This window comes from Serratia ficaria, assembly GCF_900187015.1.
Lineage (GTDB): Bacteria > Pseudomonadota > Gammaproteobacteria > Enterobacterales > Enterobacteriaceae > Serratia > Serratia ficaria.
The window spans coordinates 2,900,435-2,915,742 of the sequence record NZ_LT906479.1 but is presented as its reverse complement, the minus strand read 5'-3'; the positions used below and the strand labels follow the sequence as shown (position 1 = coordinate 2,915,742).

The window sequence follows — 15,308 nt, the reverse complement described above, 5'->3', positions numbered from 1 at the left end:
TCCGGGCTCAGCGTGCTGGGCCCTGAGCGGCGATATAGGCTGCCAGCAGCGGAATATCCGCCGGTGCCAGGGCATAGCGCTGCGCCTGCTGCGGCGTAACCCAAACCAGTTCGGCATGGCAACGCCGCTGCAGTTCACCACGGAACGCCTCAACGCGCCAGGCGTGCAGCCGGATAATGCGCTCACCCTGTTGCCACTGGTTGCTGGCGACGTAATGCCCCACGCGGGCCAGGATCCCCAACTCTTCATCCAGCTCTCGCGCCAGCGCCTGCGGCTGGCTTTCACCCGCTTCAACCTTACCGCCGGGGAACTCCCACAGGCCGGCCTGATCGCTGCTGGCGTCGCGCTGGGCCAACAGAATTTCGCCGTCTTTTTCGATAATCGCGGCGACCACATCGATGATTTTCATTAGCACCACAGAGCAGAACCCCGGCGAGCGCCGGGGTGAACATATTACAGCGAGAATTCCGCCCACACCGGCGCGTGATCGGAGGGTTTCTCCATGCCGCGGATCTGATAATCGATGCCGGTAGCGGTGCAGCGCTCCGCCAGCGGCGTGCTGGCCAACAGCAGATCGATACGCAGGCCGCGGTTATCATCGAAACCTTTCGAACGGTAATCGAACCACGAAAACTGGTCGTTGCGCGCCGGGTTGGCGTGGCGATAGGTGTCCACCAGCCCCCAGTTCAGCAGGCGGTCCATCCATGCGCGCTCTTCCGGCAGGAAGGAGCATTTGCCGGTGCGCAGCCAGCGCTTGCGGCTTTCTTCACCGATGCCGATATCAAAGTCGCTGTGGCTGATGTTCATATCACCCATGATCAGCACCGGTGACTCCACCGACAGCTGCTGCTCCAGGTAAGTTTGCAAATCCTGGTAGAAGCGCGTCTTGGCCGGGAATTTGGTCGGGTGGTCGCGGCTTTCGCCCTGCGGGAAATAACCGTTGATCACCGTCAGCGTGCCTTGCGGGGTCGCCAGGTCGGCCATGATGATGCGGCGCTGCGCGTCTTCATCGTCGGTCGGGAAGCCGCGACGCACCGCCAGAGGCTGTTCTTTGGTCAGCAAGGCGACGCCGTAATGGCCTTTTTGCCCGTGATAGAACACGTGATAACCATATTGGCTAACGTCTTCAAGCGGGAACATGTCGTCGTGGACCTTGGTTTCCTGCAGGCCGATAACGTCGGGCTGGTGCTGTTCGATGATTGCCGCCAGCTGATGCGGACGCGCACGCAGTCCATTGATATTAAAAGAGACAAACTTCATGAGCGGTGCCGTTTTCACAAGAAAAATGTGTGGAGATAGTAGCAGAGTTTGGCGGGAAATGTAACGCAGGCAGCGGCTGCGCCGCTGGCTGCCGGCCGGATTATTTTGCCCAGCGATCGTAAGTTTTGGGTTGGTAATCGTCAAACTGTTGCAGCAGCGTTTGCGCCGACTCGCTGATATGCAGGGTGCCCAGATAATCGTGACGCATGAACCCCTGATCGGCGACGTGCTCGAGGAAATTGTTCAGCGGGCGGTAGAAATCGTTGACGTTCAATAGCCCGACCGGCTTGCTGTGGTAGCCGATCTGCCCCCAGGTCCAGATTTCAAACAGCTCTTCCAGCGTGCCGATGCCGCCCGGCAGGGCGATAAAGCCGTCCGCCAGCGCCGCCATGCGGGCTTTGCGGGTGTGCATATCGGGAACCACCTCCAGCTCGGTCAACCCCCGGTGCGCCGTTTCCGCCTCAACCAGCCTTTCAGGGATGATGCCCACGGCTTCACCGCCGGCGGCCAATACCGCGTCGGCGACGATCCCCATCAGGCCTTTTTTACCGCCGCCGTAGATCAGGCGCCGGCCTTGAGCGGCGAGGGTCTGGCCCAGCAGGCGGGCATGGTCGGCATAAGCAGGGTTAACGCCTTCGCTGGCGCCGCAAAAAACGCAGATGTTGTTACGCATGCACTTTTTTCCTTACTGCATTAAAGAAGCCAGTGGTATAGCGAATTGTGGGCCGGAGTTCAAGTTACGGTTTGGTGGAATGATAAAGAAAATTGAGGATTTATGCGGTTTGGAGGGTTTGATTCGGTTTGGGATGCTTATTCAAGGATGGTGGTGGGGGAAGGATGACTCGTCGCTGCGCTCCTCGCCCTGCGGGCCGCGCTGAAGCGCGTTGTCTCACTGCGTGAGACTCGAACCTTGTCGAAGCTTCTCATCCTCCCCCAATACGGAGAGATAGGAATGCGTCGAGTTTTTGATTCGGTTTGGGATGCTTATTCAAGGATGGTGGTGGGGGAAGGATGACTCGTCGCTGCGCTCCTCGCCCTGCGGGCCGCGCTGAAGCGCGTTGTCTCACTGCGTGAGACTCGAACCTTGTCGAAGCTTCTCATCCTTCCCCAATACGGAGCGATAGGAATGCGTCGAGTTTTTGATTCGGTTTGGGATGCTTATTCAAGGATGGTGGTGGGGGAAGGATGACTCGTCGCTGCGCTCCTCGCCCTGCGGGCCGCGCTGAAGCGCGTTGTCTCACTGCGCGAGACTCGAACCTTGTCGAAGCTTCTCATCCTCCCCCAATACGGAGCGATAGGAATGCGTCGAGTTTTTGATTCGGTTTGGGATGCTTATTCAAGGATGGTGGTGGGGGAAGGATTCGAACCTTCGAAGTCTGTGACGGCAGATTTACAGTCTGCTCCCTTTGGCCGCTCGGGAACCCCACCATGATATTCATGGGTTTACAAATTTTAGCCCGGTTTTATCCGGAAGAAACCTGGCCGGCTTCTTTACTGCGACTTCGCTCCAGGCGGAGAGAAGATGCGGGTGGAGGAAGGATTATTCGTCGCTTCGTTCCTCACCCTACGGGCCGCGCTAAAGCGCGCTATCCTTCCTTTTTGCCTTGCTGTAATTCAGCACGCATCAGCGGAAAGAAGATGGTGGTGGGGGAAGGATTCGAACCTTCGAAGTCTGTGACGGCAGATTTACAGTCTGCTCCCTTTGGCCGCTCGGGAACCCCACCACTGGCCTTGCTTGCGAAACCGCTGTCTCGGTAAGCGGGGCGCATCATATCAAATGAAGCGCATGTGTAAAGTATTGAAATGAAGAAAATGAATCGTTTGCCGCTTTTTTATTCGTGGCGGTGCATCCCTGAACGAAATGCACCGTTTTATTGAGCAATTACAGGATAACCGTCCGATTGCCGTAGACGAAGACCCGCTGCGCCAGGACCTGATACAGGGCGCGGCTGAGCACGTTTTTCTCTACGTCGCGCCCCGCGCGCATCATGTCCTCGGAAGAATAGGTGTGATCGACATTGATCACGTCCTGCATGATGATCGGGCCTTCGTCGAGGTTGTCGTTCACGTAGTGCGCGGTGGCGCCGATGATTTTAACGCCGCGTTCGTAAGCCTGATGATAGGGCCGCGCGCCGATAAAGGCCGGCAGGAAGGAATGGTGAATATTAATCACCTGATTCGGGTAGTGCTGCACAAAGGCGGGCGTCAATACGCGCATATATTTGGCCAGCACCACATAATCCGGCTGGTATTGATCGATTTTGGCGGTCATTTCACGATCGTGCTGTTCGCGCGTCAGCCCTTCATGGCTGACCAGATGGAACGGAATATCAAAGCGCTCCACCAGCGTTTGCAGGGTGTCGTGGTTGCCGATCACCGCGGCGATTTCCACGTCGAGACCGCCGTAGGCGCTTTTCATCAGCAGGTCCCCCAGGCAGTGAGCCTCTTTGGTGACCAGCACCACGATGCGGCGCCGACCGGTGCTGTGCAGTTCGCGCACTGAGCCTTCCGGCAGCGCGCCGTCAAGATCCGCCAGCAGCGTGGTATCGTTGAAAATGCCTTCCAGCTCGGTGCGCATAAAGAAGCGGCCGGTGCGATGGTCGACGAATTCGTTATTTTGCACGATGTTGAGTTCATGCTTGTAACAAATGTTGGTGATCTTGGCGATCAGCCCTTTGGCGTCCGGGCAGATAGTGCGTAAAACTTTTCTTTGTACGTTTTGGTGTGGCATTAGCGTGAGGATCCTGTCTGATACTGTACGTCCTGTCTGCGCAGGCGTGAATGTAAAGCGCCGGCCGGCTAGCGCCCGCAGCACTTCTTGTATTTTTTCCCTGAGCCACAGGGACAAATTGCATTTCTGCCGGGCTGCGGCTTGGTGCCGTCGATATAATACCAGCGTTGTTCAAGGCGAAGAAAGCGTGAACGTTCGTGCATCGCCTGCGGTTCGCCGCTGCCGTCGACGAAGCGGGCGATAAACTCGACGAAACCTTCGTCGGCGTGATGGCCGGTTTTTTCTTCCACGATCGTCAGGCCGAGCCATTCGGTGTCTTTAAAGCTGTCGCCGATCGCGCTGCGCGCTGCGCTGGCGTGGCAGTCGGGGTGCCAAGTGGCGATAAGGTAGTCGAGGCTGTGTTTGACATAGGCGCTGAAGCGCGAACGCATCAGCGCGCCGGGCGTCGGCGCTATCTGGCTACCGGCGATATAGGGACCGCAGCATGCGTTATACTCCAGTCCGCTGCCGCATGGGCATGATTCGGGCAAAATAACTCCTGGGAAGGCGGTGCAGAAAGTGAATTTAGCGCATATGTTACCTAACATCATTCGCTGGTGACAATCTACCCTGAGGGATGGGGCGAAACAATGGCTGAAAAAGGGCGGACGCTGTGCGAAAAATCAAAATTGGCTTGGCATTGGGGGCCGGATCGGCCAAAGGCTGGGCGCATATTGGCGTGATCAATGCGCTAAAGAAATTGGGCGTAGAGGTCGATATAGTGGCCGGCTGTTCGGTGGGCGCGCTGGTGGGCGCGGCCCTGGCCAGCCATCGGCTGCCGGCGATGGAGCAATGGGTGCGCTCATTCAGCTATTGGGACGTCATTCGCCTGATGGATCTCTCCTGGCAGCGGGGCGGCCTGCTGCGCGGCGATCGGGTGTTCAACGCGGTCGGGCAATTGCTGAAGATTGATGATATCGCCGAATGCTCGCTGAAGTTTGGCGCCGTAGCGACCAACCTCAGCACCGGCCGGGAGCTGTGGCTGACCAAAGGCGACATTCATCAGGCGGTGCGCGCGTCCTGCAGCATGCCGGGTTTGCTGGCGCCGGTGTGGTTCGACGGTTATTGGCTGGTGGACGGCGCGGTGGTCAATCCGGTGCCGATTTCATTAACCCGGGCGCTGGGCGCGGATATCGTCATCGCCGTCGATCTGCAGCACGATGCGCATTTGATGCAGCAAGACCTGTTCTCGGTGCGCAGCGAAGACGCCGGGCAGGCCGGGCCCCCGGCCGACAGCTGGCGCGGGCGGCTACGGGAACGCATCGGGAGGATGGGGTTGAGAAAACCCAACGCCACGCCGACGGCGATGGAAATCATGGGCACGTCGATCCAGGTGCTGGAAAATCGGCTGAAACGCAATCGCATGGCGGGCGACCCGCCCGACGTGCTGATCCAGCCTTATTGCCCGCAGATTTCGACGCTGGATTTCCACCGCGCCAGCGAGGCGATCGCGGCGGGGCAACTGGCGGTGGAAAAACAGCTGGATCGGCTTTTGCCATTGATAAAAAATAGATAATCATCGGTTCACAGGCGGAAAATGCGCGCCCGGCAGGTTTCAGGCAGGCATAAGTGACCTTTTTGAGCCACTATTACATGATGAAAAGGGATGAGGCTCGGCTGATGGCATTACCACTGACTCACAAGCGCATTTTGATCGTTGAGGACGAACAGGTTTTTCGTTCCGTGCTTGTTGGCTATTTGAAATCGTTGGGCGCAGAGACCCATGAAGCGAGCAACGGTTTGCAGGCGTTGAGTGCGGTGGACGACGTCAAGCCCGATCTGATCCTGTGCGATCTCGCCATGCCGGAAATGGGCGGCATCGAGTTTGTCGAACATTTGCGCCTGCAGGGCGTGCAGATCCCGGTGCTGGTCATTTCTGCGACCGATAAGATGGCCGATATCGCCAAGGTGTTGCGGCTGGGGGTGCAGGATGTGCTGCTGAAGCCGCTGACCGACCTCAATCGCCTGCGCGAAGCGGTGTTGGCCTGTTTGTACCCCAACATGTTTACCTCTCAGGCGATAGAAGAGGTTGAGCTGTTTCAGGACTGGGATGCGCTGAGTAAAAATCCCTCGGAAGCCGTCAGGTTGTTGAAGCAGCTGCAACCGCCGGTGCAGCAAAACATCGCCCATTGCCGGATTAATTATCGGCAGCTGACCACCGGCGAAAATCCTGGGCTGGTGCTGGACATCGCCGCGTTGTCGGATAAGGATCTGGCGTTCTATTGCCTGGACGTTACCCGGGCCGGCGATAATGGCGTTTTGGCCGCTTTGTTATTGCGCGCATTATTTAATGGGTTGCTGCAGGATCATTTGGCTAATCAGCGGCACCGGCTGCCGCAAATGTCCGCATTGTTAAAACAAGTTAATCATTTATTACGTCAAGGAAAACTCGAAGGTCAATTTCCGCTGCTGCTGGGCTATTATCACGCCGAATATAAAAACCTGATTCTGGTTTCGGCCGGGCTGCATGCCAATGTCAATACCGGCGATAACCAGATCCAGCTGAGCAACGGCGTGCCCTTGGGGACGCTCGGCGCGACCTATATGAATCAAATCAGCCAGCGCTGCGACGCCTGGCAGTGTCAGGTCTGGGGCAACGGCGGCAGGCTGCGGCTGATGCTGAGCGCGGAATAAAGCGGCGCTATAAAGAAATAGCCGGCGAAACCCCGATATTCAGAACGCTTATTTTCTCTCCAGGTTTACCTATTGGGTAATTGTCCTAAATTCTTTCTATTTGTGTTCCGGCTAATGCTCAGCAATCATAAGCTGGTATACTCCGAAGGTTTTTTGTGGAGTGCGTGAGGCTCATAAAATGAGCGTTTTAAGAGAGGAAATAATGCCTGCTGTAAATCGTAAAGTCAGAAAAGCGGTGATCCCGGTTGCAGGCTTGGGAACACGGATGTTACCGGCTACCAAAGCCATTCCCAAAGAAATGCTGCCGTTGGTGGATAAACCCCTGATCCAATACGTCGTCAATGAATGTATTGCGGCGGGCATTAACGAAATCGTGTTGGTGACTCACTCATCCAAGAACTCGATCGAAAACCACTTTGACACCAGTTTTGAACTGGAAGCGATGCTGGAAAAACGCGTTAAGCGCCAGCTGTTGGAAGAGGTTCAATCGATTTGCCCTAAGGGCGTTACCGTTATGCAGGTGCGTCAAGGGGTGGCCAAAGGATTAGGGCACGCCATCATGTGCGCCTATCCGATGGTGGGTGATGAGCCGGTGGCGGTGGTGCTGCCGGACGTGATCCTCGATGAGTACAGCGCCGATCTGAAAAAAGACAATTTGCACGAAATGCTGCAGCGTTTCGAAGCCACCGGCATCAGCCAGATAATGGTTGAACCGGTGCCCCATAAAGATGTCGGAAATTACGGCGTGGCCGATTGCCGGGGCTATGAACTGCAGCCCGGAGAAAGCGCGCCGATGGTCAGCGTGGTCGAGAAGCCGGCGCCGGATCAAGCGCCCTCGAATCTGGCGATCGTGGGCCGCTACGTGCTGTCCGCCGATATCTGGCCGCTGTTGGCGAAAACGCCGCCGGGAGCCGGCGATGAAATTCAGCTCACCGACAGCATCGAAATGCTGATGCAGCAGGAGACGGTGGAGGCTTACCACCTTAAGGGCACCAGCCACGACTGCGGCAACAAACTGGGCTATATGCAGGCCTTCGTCGAGTACGGCATGCGCCACGCCAGCCTGGGCAACGCGTTTTCTCAGTGGTTGCAGCAGTTGCTGACCGCTGAAAAGAAATAATTTATTTATCTTTCGTCTTAATTTGAAAAACTAGGATTTTCCCATGAAAGTAACCGTTTTTGGTATTGGCTATGTGGGTCTGGTACAGGCAGCGGTGCTGGCTGAAGTCGGCCATGACGTTATGTGCATTGACGTGGATGAGCGTAAAGTCGAAAACCTGAAAAAAGGGAATATCCCTATTTTTGAACCGGGCCTGACGCCGTTAGTGCAGCAAAACTACGAGGCCGGCCGTCTGCATTTCACCACCGACGCGAAAGCGGGCGTGGCGCACGGCGCCATCCAGTTCATCGCCGTTGGCACGCCGCCGGACGAAGACGGCTCTGCCGATTTGAAATACGTGACCGCCGTGGCGCGCACCATTGCCGAACACATGACCGACCGTAAAGTGGTGATCGACAAGTCCACCGTGCCGGTCGGCACCGCGGATAAAGTGCGCCAGGTGATGGCCGAGACGTTGGAAAAGCGCGGCAGCAGCGTGCCTTTCGACGTGGTCTCCAACCCTGAGTTCCTGAAGGAAGGGGCGGCGGTCGCCGACTGCATGCGCCCTGAGCGCATCGTGATCGGTACGGACAACAAAGACGTGATCGAACCCATTCGCGAACTGTACGAGCCGTTTAACCGCAATCACGATCGCATGATCCTGATGGATATTCGCAGCGCAGAGCTGACCAAATACGCCGCCAACTGCATGCTGGCGACCAAAATCAGCTTCATGAACGAAATGTCCAACCTGGCTGAAATGCTGGGCGCAGACATCGAAAAAGTGCGTCAGGGGATCGGCTCCGACTCGCGCATCGGTTACCACTTTATCTACCCAGGCTGCGGCTACGGCGGCTCCTGCTTCCCGAAAGACGTGCAGGCGCTGATCCGCACCGCCGAGCATATCGGCTACCAGCCGAAGCTGCTGCAGGCGGTGGAGCAGGTTAACTATCAGCAGAAATACAAGCTGACCAGTTTTATCAAAGACTACTTTGGCGACGATCTGCAGGGGAAAACCTTCGCGCTGTGGGGGTTGGCGTTCAAGCCTAACACCGACGACATGCGTGAAGCCTCCAGCCGCGTGCTGATGGAGCAGCTGTGGGAAGCCGGCGCTACCGTGCAGGCTTATGACCCAGAAGCGATGAACGAAGTTCAGCGCATTTATGGTCAGCGCGACGATCTGAAGCTGGTCGGCACCAAAGAGGCCGCGCTGCACGGGGCGGACGCCTTGGTTATCTGCACCGAGTGGCAAAACTTCCGCGCGCCGGATTTCGATGCCATCAAAGGCGCGTTAAAGCAGCCGGTGATCTTCGACGGGCGTAACCTGTTTGATCCGGAACGCCTGGAAAGCCGCGGCTTTACCTATTACGCCATTGGCCGCGGCGCTTCCATCAAGCCGGTTATTTAAGGGGTGAGCATGAAATTCCTGGTTACAGGCGCTGCGGGATTTATCGGTTATCACGTTGCAGAGCGTTTGTTGGCCGCCGGGCATCAGGTTGTCGGTATCGACAACCTGAATGATTATTATGATGTGGGCCTGAAAACGGCCCGCCTCGATCTGCTGGCGGATAAGCCGGGATTCCGCTTCATCAAGCTGGATTTGGCCGATCGCGAGGGGATAGCGGCGTTGTTCGCCGAGCATCGGTTCCAGCGAGTGATACATCTTGGGGCTCAGGCCGGGGTGCGTTATTCGCTGGAAAACCCGCTGGCCTATGCCGACGCCAATCTTATCGGCCATTTAAACGTGCTGGAAGGCTGCCGTCATAATAAGGTTGAGCATTTGCTCTATGCCTCTTCCAGTTCGGTATATGGTTTGAATCGCAAACTGCCATTCTCCACTGAAGATTCGGTTGACCATCCGGTTTCATTGTATGCGGCGACCAAAAAAGCCAATGAGCTGATGTCGCACAGCTATTCCCATTTGTACGGTATTCCGACCACCGGGTTGCGTTTCTTTACCGTGTATGGCCCCTGGGGCAGGCCCGATATGGCGCTGTTCAAGTTTACCAAGGCCATATTGGCGGGAGAGAGCATCGATGTATATAACCACGGCGAGATGCACCGTGACTTTACCTACATCGATGATATCACCGAAGCGATAGTGCGCCTGCAGGCGGTTATTCCGCAGGCGGATCCGCGCTGGAGCGTTGAGCAGGGATCGCCGGCTACCAGTTCCGCGCCTTACCATGTCTATAATATCGGCAACAGCGCTCCGGTAAAGCTGATGGAATATATCAGCGCGCTCGAGTCGGCGTTAGGTATCTCCGCCCGTAAAAATATGCTGCCTATGCAGCCTGGCGACGTTTTGGATACCAGCGCGGATACCGCCGAGCTTTATCGCGTTATCGGCTTTAAACCGGCAACCAGCGTACAGGATGGGGTGAAGCGTTTTGTTGATTGGTACAAGGCATTTTATAAAGTTCATTAATTGAACCGTCGACGAATGTCATAAGGGGCTGCGGCCCCTTTTTTACGTCTGCAATGGTTGACGCGGCGATTAATCGCCAGGGAAGGCGGGGTTTAGGATATTTACTTAAAAAGCCGGGAATGAATGAGAGAGGGCAAACAAAAAGGCCCTCCAGAGGAGAGCCTTTCGGATACGAAACTGTCGGCTATTACAGCAGGAAATCGTCCAGAGATTTACCTTGCTCTTCGATAGCTTTCTTAATCACCGCTGGCGTGCGGCCCTGGCCGGTCCAGGTTTTCAGTTCGCCATTTTCGTCTTTATATTGGTATTTAGCCGGGCGTGCTGCGCGTTTTGCTTTACCTGCGGCTTTGGTTGCAGCCATAGTTTGCAGCAGTTCATTTGGGTCGATACCGTCAGCAATCAGCATTTCGCGATATTGCTGCAGTTTACGCGTACGTTCTTCGATTTCTGCTTGAGCCTGGCTGTCTTCTTCGCGACGTTCGTTCACAACAACTTCCAGTTTCTCGAGCATTTCTTCCAGCGTTTCCAGGCTGCATTCTCTTGCCTGGGCGCGCAGAGTGCGGATGTTGTTCAAAATCTTTAATGCTTCGCTCATTGTCCTAGTCTCAAATTATATTGGTGGGGGGCGTCTGGATAATAATAGAGTGCTCTTTTCCTTTCTGCAATAGCCAAATTGGATTGAATACTCAAATTTACCTTTTAAAAAACGGTTAACTCAGATCTGTCCGACTAATATAGGAGAGGCTGTTAACTATTACCAGCATCCTTTTTAAGTCAAATTTTCAACAGCCGCGGTATGTTTGCCGCGCTAAAAGCCATTCAACGATAAGTTATAGTCGTAATTTATATCAATATTACAACGAGTTCTGTGGGCCTAATCACGCTGCGGATCCGCAAACACTGTAAACAATAGGGGTATACCGGTAAAGATTACGTCAAGATGTGTTGCCTGCGTCGTCTGGCGCCTTTAAATACCTCAGCCTCATGCGGGGAATTTTAAATGGGTTGCACTCCGGGTTAGCCGCAGCTCAGGCGCTAACTCCCTCAGTCATTACTGCGACGGCTTAATCATTAGCAGTAATTAATTGTGATGTCGAACAGACATTATCCTGTAAATAGATGTAAAACGCCGGCCGGGCAGAACGAAATGTTTCACTCGAAAGCGGGGGGTAACCCAATCGCGATATTGCGCAAGCAACGGCTGAGAAGGCCGCCCGGTTATGATACACTTGCCGTCTGAATCAACGTCTGAATATTTCTTATACCATTGGAGTTGCGGGCCCATGGCTCAACTTTATTTTTATTACTCTGCTATGAATGCAGGCAAATCTACCGCGTTGTTACAATCTTCATATAATTATCAAGAACGTGGTATGCGTACGCTGGTGTTTACCGCTGAAATCGATCACCGTTTCGGCGTGGGTAAGGTGAGCTCGCGCATTGGCTTGTCCTCCCAGGCGCAGCTTTATAATAACGACTCGATGCTCTACGCCATGATCGTTCAGGAGCATCAACAGCAACCGGTGCATTGCGTGCTGCTGGATGAAAGCCAATTTCTGACCAAGGCGCAGGTAGAGCAATTATGCGACGTCGTGGACCAGCTGGATATTCCGGTGCTGTGTTATGGCCTGCGCACCGATTTTCTGGGAGAGCTGTTCGTCGGCAGCCAATACTTATTGGCCTGGGCCGACAAGCTGGTCGAATTGAAAACCATTTGCCACTGCGGCAGAAAGGCGAACATGGTGCTGCGGCTGGATGAGAACGGCCAGGCGATGCATGCCGGCGAGCAGGTGGTGATAGGCGGAAATGAAAGCTATGTCTCCGTATGCCGCAAGCATTATAAAGAGGCTATCCATGCCCAGGAGTGAGGCGTCAGCGGCGCAGGAAGGATTCTGGCGCCTTTTAGCCGCGGGTTGATATATCGCCCCGGCTTGAAATAAAAAACCCGCCTTTCGGCGGGTTTTTTTATCGGTTCAGTCGACCGTTACTTTCTGGACTTCTTTACCGCTTTGGCCGCAACCGGGGCCGCCGCTTCTTCTTCAACCGCTTCGCTAAACTCGCGGCCGTAGAAGGTATCCAGCATGATTTGCTTCAGTTCGGCAATCAGCGGATAACGCGGGTTGGCGCCGGTGCACTGGTCGTCAAAAGCGTCTTCCGACAGTTTGTCTACGCGGGCCAGGAAATCGGCTTCCTGCACGCCGGCTTCACGGATGGAGGCCGGAATGCCCAGTTCGGTTTTCAGCTCGTCCAGCCACGCCAGCAGCTTCTCGATTTTCTGCGCGGTGCGGTCGCCCGGCGCGCTCAGGCCGAGGTGGTCGGCGATTTCAGCGTAGCGGCGACGCGCCTGAGGGCGGTCGTACTGGCTGAAAGCCGTCTGCTTGGTCGGGTTGTCGTTGGCGTTGTAGCGAATGACGTTGGAGATCAGCATGGCGTTGGCCAGACCGTGCGGGATATGGAACTCGGAACCCAGCTTGTGGGCCATGGAGTGACAAACCCCGAGGAAGGCGTTGGCGAAGGCGATGCCGGCGATGGTGGCGGCGTTGTGCACGCGTTCGCGGGCGACCGGGTTCTTCGCGCCTTCTTTATAGCTGGCCGGCAGATACTCTTTCAGCAATTTGAGCGCCTGCAGCGCCTGGCCGTCGGAGTATTCGTTCGCCAGCACCGAAACGTAGGCTTCCAGCGCGTGGGTCACCGCATCCAGGCCGCCGAAGGCGCACAGGGATTTCGGCATGTTCATCACCAGGTTGGCGTCGACAATCGCCATGTCCGGGGTCAGCGCATAGTCCGCCAGCGGGTATTTCTGGCCGGTGGCGTCATCGGTCACGACCGCAAACGGCGTCACTTCAGAACCGGTGCCCGAGGTGGTGGTGACGGCGATCATTTTCGCTTTCACGCCCATTTTCGGGAACTTGTAGATACGCTTGCGGATGTCCATAAAGCGCAGCGCCAGGTCTTCGAAGTGGGTTTCGGGATGCTCGTACAGCACCCACATGATTTTCGCCGCGTCCATCGGTGAACCGCCGCCCAGAGCGATAATCACGTCGGGCTTGAAGGAGTTCATCTGCTCGGCGCCTTTGCGTACGATGCTCAGCGTTGGGTCCGCTTCAACTTCGAAGAACACTTCAGTTTCAATGCCGTGCGATTTCAGAACCTTGGTGATCTGGTCTGCATAACCGTTATTGAACAGGTAGCGGTCGGTCACGATGAAGGCGCGTTTCGCCCCGTCGGTCGCCACTTCTTCCAGCGCGATAGGCAGGGAGCCGCGGCGGAAGTAGATGGATTTCGGAAGTTTATGCCACAACATGTTTTCTGCTCGCTTCGCTACAGTTTTCTTGTTGATCAGGTGTTTCGGTCCGACGTTTTCAGAGATGGAGTTGCCACCCCAGGAACCGCAACCCAGCGTCAACGACGGAGCGAGTTTAAAGTTGTACAGGTCGCCGATGCCCCCCTGAGAAGCCGGGGTGTTGATCAGGATACGCGCCGTTTTCATCTTGTCGCCGAAGTAGGCGACGCGCGCGGTCTGGTTGTCCTGGTCGGTATACAGGCAAGAGGTGTGGCCGATGCCGCCCATGGCGACCAGTTTTTCGGCTTTGCCGACCGCGTCTTCGAAATCTTTGGCGCGGTACATCGCCAGGGTAGGCGACAGTTTCTCATGGGCGAAAGGTTCCGTCTCATCGACCAGCTTCACTTCACCGATCAGCACCTTGGTGTTCGCCGGCACTTTAATGCCTGCCATTTCGGCGATTTTCGGCGCGGACTGGCCGACGATGGCCGCATTCAGGCCGCCGTTTTTCAGGATGATGTCCTGCACCGCCTTCAGCTCTTTCCCCTGCAGCAGATAGCCGCCGTGGGAGGCGAAGCGTTCGCGCACCGCGTCATAAATGGCGTCGACCACGATGACCGACTGCTCGGAGGCGCAGATTACGCCGCTGTCGAAGGTCTTCGACATCAGGATAGAGGCGACCACGCGTTTGATGTCGGCGGTTTCGTCTACCACTACCGGCGTATTGCCGGCGCCTACGCCGATCGCCGGTTTACCGGAGCTGTAGGCGGCTTTCACCATGCCCGGGCCGCCGGTGGCGAGGATCAGGTTGATGTCGGGGTGATGCATCAGCTGATTGGACAGCTCGACCGTAGGCTGATCGATCCAACCGACGATATCCTTCGGCGCACCGGCGGCGATGGCGGCCTGCAGCACGATGTCGGCCGCCTTGTTGGTGGCGTTCCTGGCGCGGGGGTGCGGGGAGAAAATGATGCCGTTACGGGTTTTCAGGCTGATCAACGCCTTGAAAATCGCCGTGGAAGTCGGGTTGGTGGTCGGTACGATACCGCAAATCAGGCCGATGGGTTCGGCGATGGTGATGGTACCGAAAGTGTCGTCTTCGGACAGGATGCCGCAGGTTTTTTCATCTTTATAGGCGTTGTAGATATATTCTGAAGCGAAGTGGTTTTTGATGACCTTATCTTCAACGATACCCATCCCGGACTCTTCTACGGCCATTTTGGCCAGGGGAATGCGGGCATCGGCAGCGGCGAGGGCAGCAGCGCGGAAAATTTTATCAACTTGCTCTTGAGTGAAGTTGGCATATTCGCGCTGGGCTTTTTTGACACGTGCGACTAGCTCGTTCAGTTCAGCGACATTCGTTACAGCCATAATGCTCTCCTGATAATGTTAAACTCTTTCAGTAAATAAGCCGTGCGAGCCACTAGTATAGTCTGAACGGGCACTGTCGTTGGTTTAATGACCAGGGCTTTCCCGCTTTATTTCATCGCATGATGCTGATTTGCTTAAAGAGCTTCACCTCGCGCCAGGCGGAGGCGGCAGACAGGAGAGGGAAGGCAACGGCGGCGTTTCGCTTAACCTGTTCTACTCCCTGACTACGACTAAGAGCTTACCCACAGTTGGGTAGGCAATTTGTGATCTAAATCATGAAAAGTGCAAGCTGACACCATTCAGCCGAGTGCGGTTGAGAGTTGTTCTCAACAACCGACTGGTAGCGGTCTTTTTAAAACATAAAAAATCAAAAATCCGAACATAGCTTTAACAACAGTCGTTTGTTTTTTTTGTTGCGCTGCTAACAGCCAAAAATGCCAGGTGAGCGGATGGATTAGCCGCG

General features: G+C 55.7%; 13 protein-coding genes, 2 tRNA genes and 3 other RNA genes. 6 read left to right on the top strand and 12 right to left on the bottom strand.

Annotated elements, in window-relative coordinates:
• Positions 1–7 precede the first annotated feature (7 nt).
• The 10 genes from CKW09_RS13800 to CKW09_RS13755 all read right to left on the bottom strand — a co-directional run bounded on the left by CKW09_RS13800 (position 8) and on the right by CKW09_RS13755 (position 4,521).
• Entirely contained in the window at positions 8–409 is a 402-nt protein-coding gene (locus tag CKW09_RS13800; protein WP_061794500.1) for a pyrimidine (deoxy)nucleoside triphosphate diphosphatase, read from the bottom strand.
• Positions 410–453: 44 nt separating this feature from the next.
• Positions 454–1,260 carry an exodeoxyribonuclease III gene (xthA, locus tag CKW09_RS13795; protein ID WP_095097828.1) on the bottom strand — a complete coding sequence of 269 codons (807 nt, stop codon included), beginning with the start codon at positions 1,258–1,260 and terminating at the stop codon, positions 454–456.
• Between the two features lie 100 nt (positions 1,261–1,360).
• On the bottom strand, positions 1,361–1,933 hold the full coding sequence (locus CKW09_RS13790) for an LOG family protein (RefSeq protein ID WP_061794498.1): 573 nt from the start codon (positions 1,931–1,933) through the stop codon (positions 1,361–1,363).
• Positions 1,934–2,081: 148 nt separating this feature from the next.
• Positions 2,082–2,208: non-coding RNA, RtT sRNA (locus CKW09_RS13785), on the bottom strand.
• A 47-nt stretch (positions 2,209–2,255) separates the two neighbouring features.
• Positions 2,256–2,382: non-coding RNA, RtT sRNA (locus CKW09_RS13780), on the bottom strand.
• Between the two features lie 47 nt (positions 2,383–2,429).
• Positions 2,430–2,556: non-coding RNA, RtT sRNA (locus tag CKW09_RS13775), on the bottom strand.
• A gap of 47 nt (positions 2,557–2,603) precedes the next feature.
• Positions 2,604–2,688: transfer RNA gene (locus CKW09_RS13770), tRNA-Tyr, on the bottom strand.
• A gap of 211 nt (positions 2,689–2,899) precedes the next feature.
• A tRNA-Tyr gene (locus CKW09_RS13765) sits at positions 2,900–2,984 on the bottom strand.
• Between the two features lie 158 nt (positions 2,985–3,142).
• The gene (gene purU, locus CKW09_RS13760; RefSeq protein WP_061794496.1) at positions 3,143–3,991 is read right to left on the bottom strand and encodes a formyltetrahydrofolate deformylase; all 849 of its coding nucleotides are present in this window, start codon (positions 3,989–3,991) and stop codon (positions 3,143–3,145) included.
• Between the two features lie 68 nt (positions 3,992–4,059).
• Positions 4,060–4,521, bottom strand: coding sequence for a YchJ family protein (locus tag CKW09_RS13755; RefSeq protein WP_061794495.1), 462 nt, complete (start codon positions 4,519–4,521; stop codon positions 4,060–4,062).
• Between the two features lie 122 nt (positions 4,522–4,643).
• Between CKW09_RS13755 and rssA the strand changes: the two genes are divergently transcribed.
• The 5 genes from rssA to CKW09_RS13730 all read left to right on the top strand — a co-directional run bounded on the left by rssA (position 4,644) and on the right by CKW09_RS13730 (position 10,191).
• Positions 4,644–5,546 carry a patatin-like phospholipase RssA gene (rssA, locus tag CKW09_RS13750; protein ID WP_095097825.1) on the top strand — a complete coding sequence of 301 codons (903 nt, stop codon included), beginning with the start codon at positions 4,644–4,646 and terminating at the stop codon, positions 5,544–5,546.
• Between the two features lie 104 nt (positions 5,547–5,650).
• A complete protein-coding gene (gene rssB, locus CKW09_RS13745; protein ID WP_061794497.1) occupies positions 5,651–6,664 on the top strand; it encodes a two-component system response regulator RssB in 1,014 nt (337 codons plus the stop codon).
• A 202-nt stretch (positions 6,665–6,866) separates the two neighbouring features.
• Positions 6,867–7,784, top strand: a complete 918-nt coding sequence (galU, locus tag CKW09_RS13740) for a UTP--glucose-1-phosphate uridylyltransferase GalU (protein ID WP_061794493.1) — start codon at positions 6,867–6,869, stop codon at positions 7,782–7,784.
• 43 nt (positions 7,785–7,827) lie between these two features.
• A complete protein-coding gene (locus CKW09_RS13735) occupies positions 7,828–9,171 on the top strand; it encodes a UDP-glucose dehydrogenase family protein (protein ID WP_061794492.1) in 1,344 nt (447 codons plus the stop codon).
• 9 nt (positions 9,172–9,180) lie between these two features.
• Positions 9,181–10,191: an NAD-dependent epimerase gene (locus CKW09_RS13730; protein ID WP_095097822.1), complete on the top strand. Its 1,011-nt coding sequence runs from the start codon at positions 9,181–9,183 to the stop codon at positions 10,189–10,191.
• Positions 10,192–10,378: 187 nt separating this feature from the next.
• On the opposite strand, the gene hns is transcribed toward CKW09_RS13730, so the two are convergent.
• Positions 10,379–10,786: a histone-like nucleoid-structuring protein H-NS gene (hns, locus tag CKW09_RS13725; protein WP_061794490.1), complete on the bottom strand. Its 408-nt coding sequence runs from the start codon at positions 10,784–10,786 to the stop codon at positions 10,379–10,381.
• Positions 10,787–11,474: 688 nt separating this feature from the next.
• Here hns and CKW09_RS13720 point away from each other — a divergent pair.
• On the top strand, positions 11,475–12,059 hold the full coding sequence (locus tag CKW09_RS13720) for a thymidine kinase (RefSeq protein WP_061794489.1): 585 nt from the start codon (positions 11,475–11,477) through the stop codon (positions 12,057–12,059).
• A gap of 116 nt (positions 12,060–12,175) precedes the next feature.
• On the opposite strand, the gene adhE is transcribed toward CKW09_RS13720, so the two are convergent.
• Positions 12,176–14,845, bottom strand: a complete 2,670-nt coding sequence (gene adhE / locus CKW09_RS13715) for a bifunctional acetaldehyde-CoA/alcohol dehydrogenase (RefSeq protein ID WP_061794488.1) — start codon at positions 14,843–14,845, stop codon at positions 12,176–12,178.
• Positions 14,846–15,308 lie beyond the last annotated feature (463 nt).

Bases quoted from the DNA above. Each gene is read 5' to 3' on its own strand.
- CKW09_RS13800 (WP_061794500.1), bottom strand. From the start codon at position 409: ATGAAAATCATCGATGTGGTCGCCGCGATTATCGAAAAAGACGGCGAA.
- xthA (WP_095097828.1), bottom strand. From the start codon at position 1,260: ATGAAGTTTGTCTCTTTTAATATCAATGGACTGCGTGCGCGTCCGCAT.
- CKW09_RS13790 (WP_061794498.1), bottom strand. From the start codon at position 1,933: ATGCGTAACAACATCTGCGTTTTTTGCGGCGCCAGCGAAGGCGTTAAC.
- purU (WP_061794496.1), bottom strand. From the start codon at position 3,991: ATGCCACACCAAAACGTACAAAGAAAAGTTTTACGCACTATCTGCCCG.
- rssB (WP_061794497.1), top strand. From the start codon at position 5,651: ATGGCATTACCACTGACTCACAAGCGCATTTTGATCGTTGAGGACGAA.
- galU (WP_061794493.1), top strand. From the start codon at position 6,867: ATGCCTGCTGTAAATCGTAAAGTCAGAAAAGCGGTGATCCCGGTTGCA.
- CKW09_RS13735 (WP_061794492.1), top strand. From the start codon at position 7,828: ATGAAAGTAACCGTTTTTGGTATTGGCTATGTGGGTCTGGTACAGGCA.
- CKW09_RS13730 (WP_095097822.1), top strand. From the start codon at position 9,181: ATGAAATTCCTGGTTACAGGCGCTGCGGGATTTATCGGTTATCACGTT.
- hns (WP_061794490.1), bottom strand. From the start codon at position 10,786: ATGAGCGAAGCATTAAAGATTTTGAACAACATCCGCACTCTGCGCGCC.
- CKW09_RS13720 (WP_061794489.1), top strand. From the start codon at position 11,475: ATGGCTCAACTTTATTTTTATTACTCTGCTATGAATGCAGGCAAATCT.
- adhE (WP_061794488.1), bottom strand. From the start codon at position 14,845: ATGGCTGTAACGAATGTCGCTGAACTGAACGAGCTAGTCGCACGTGTC.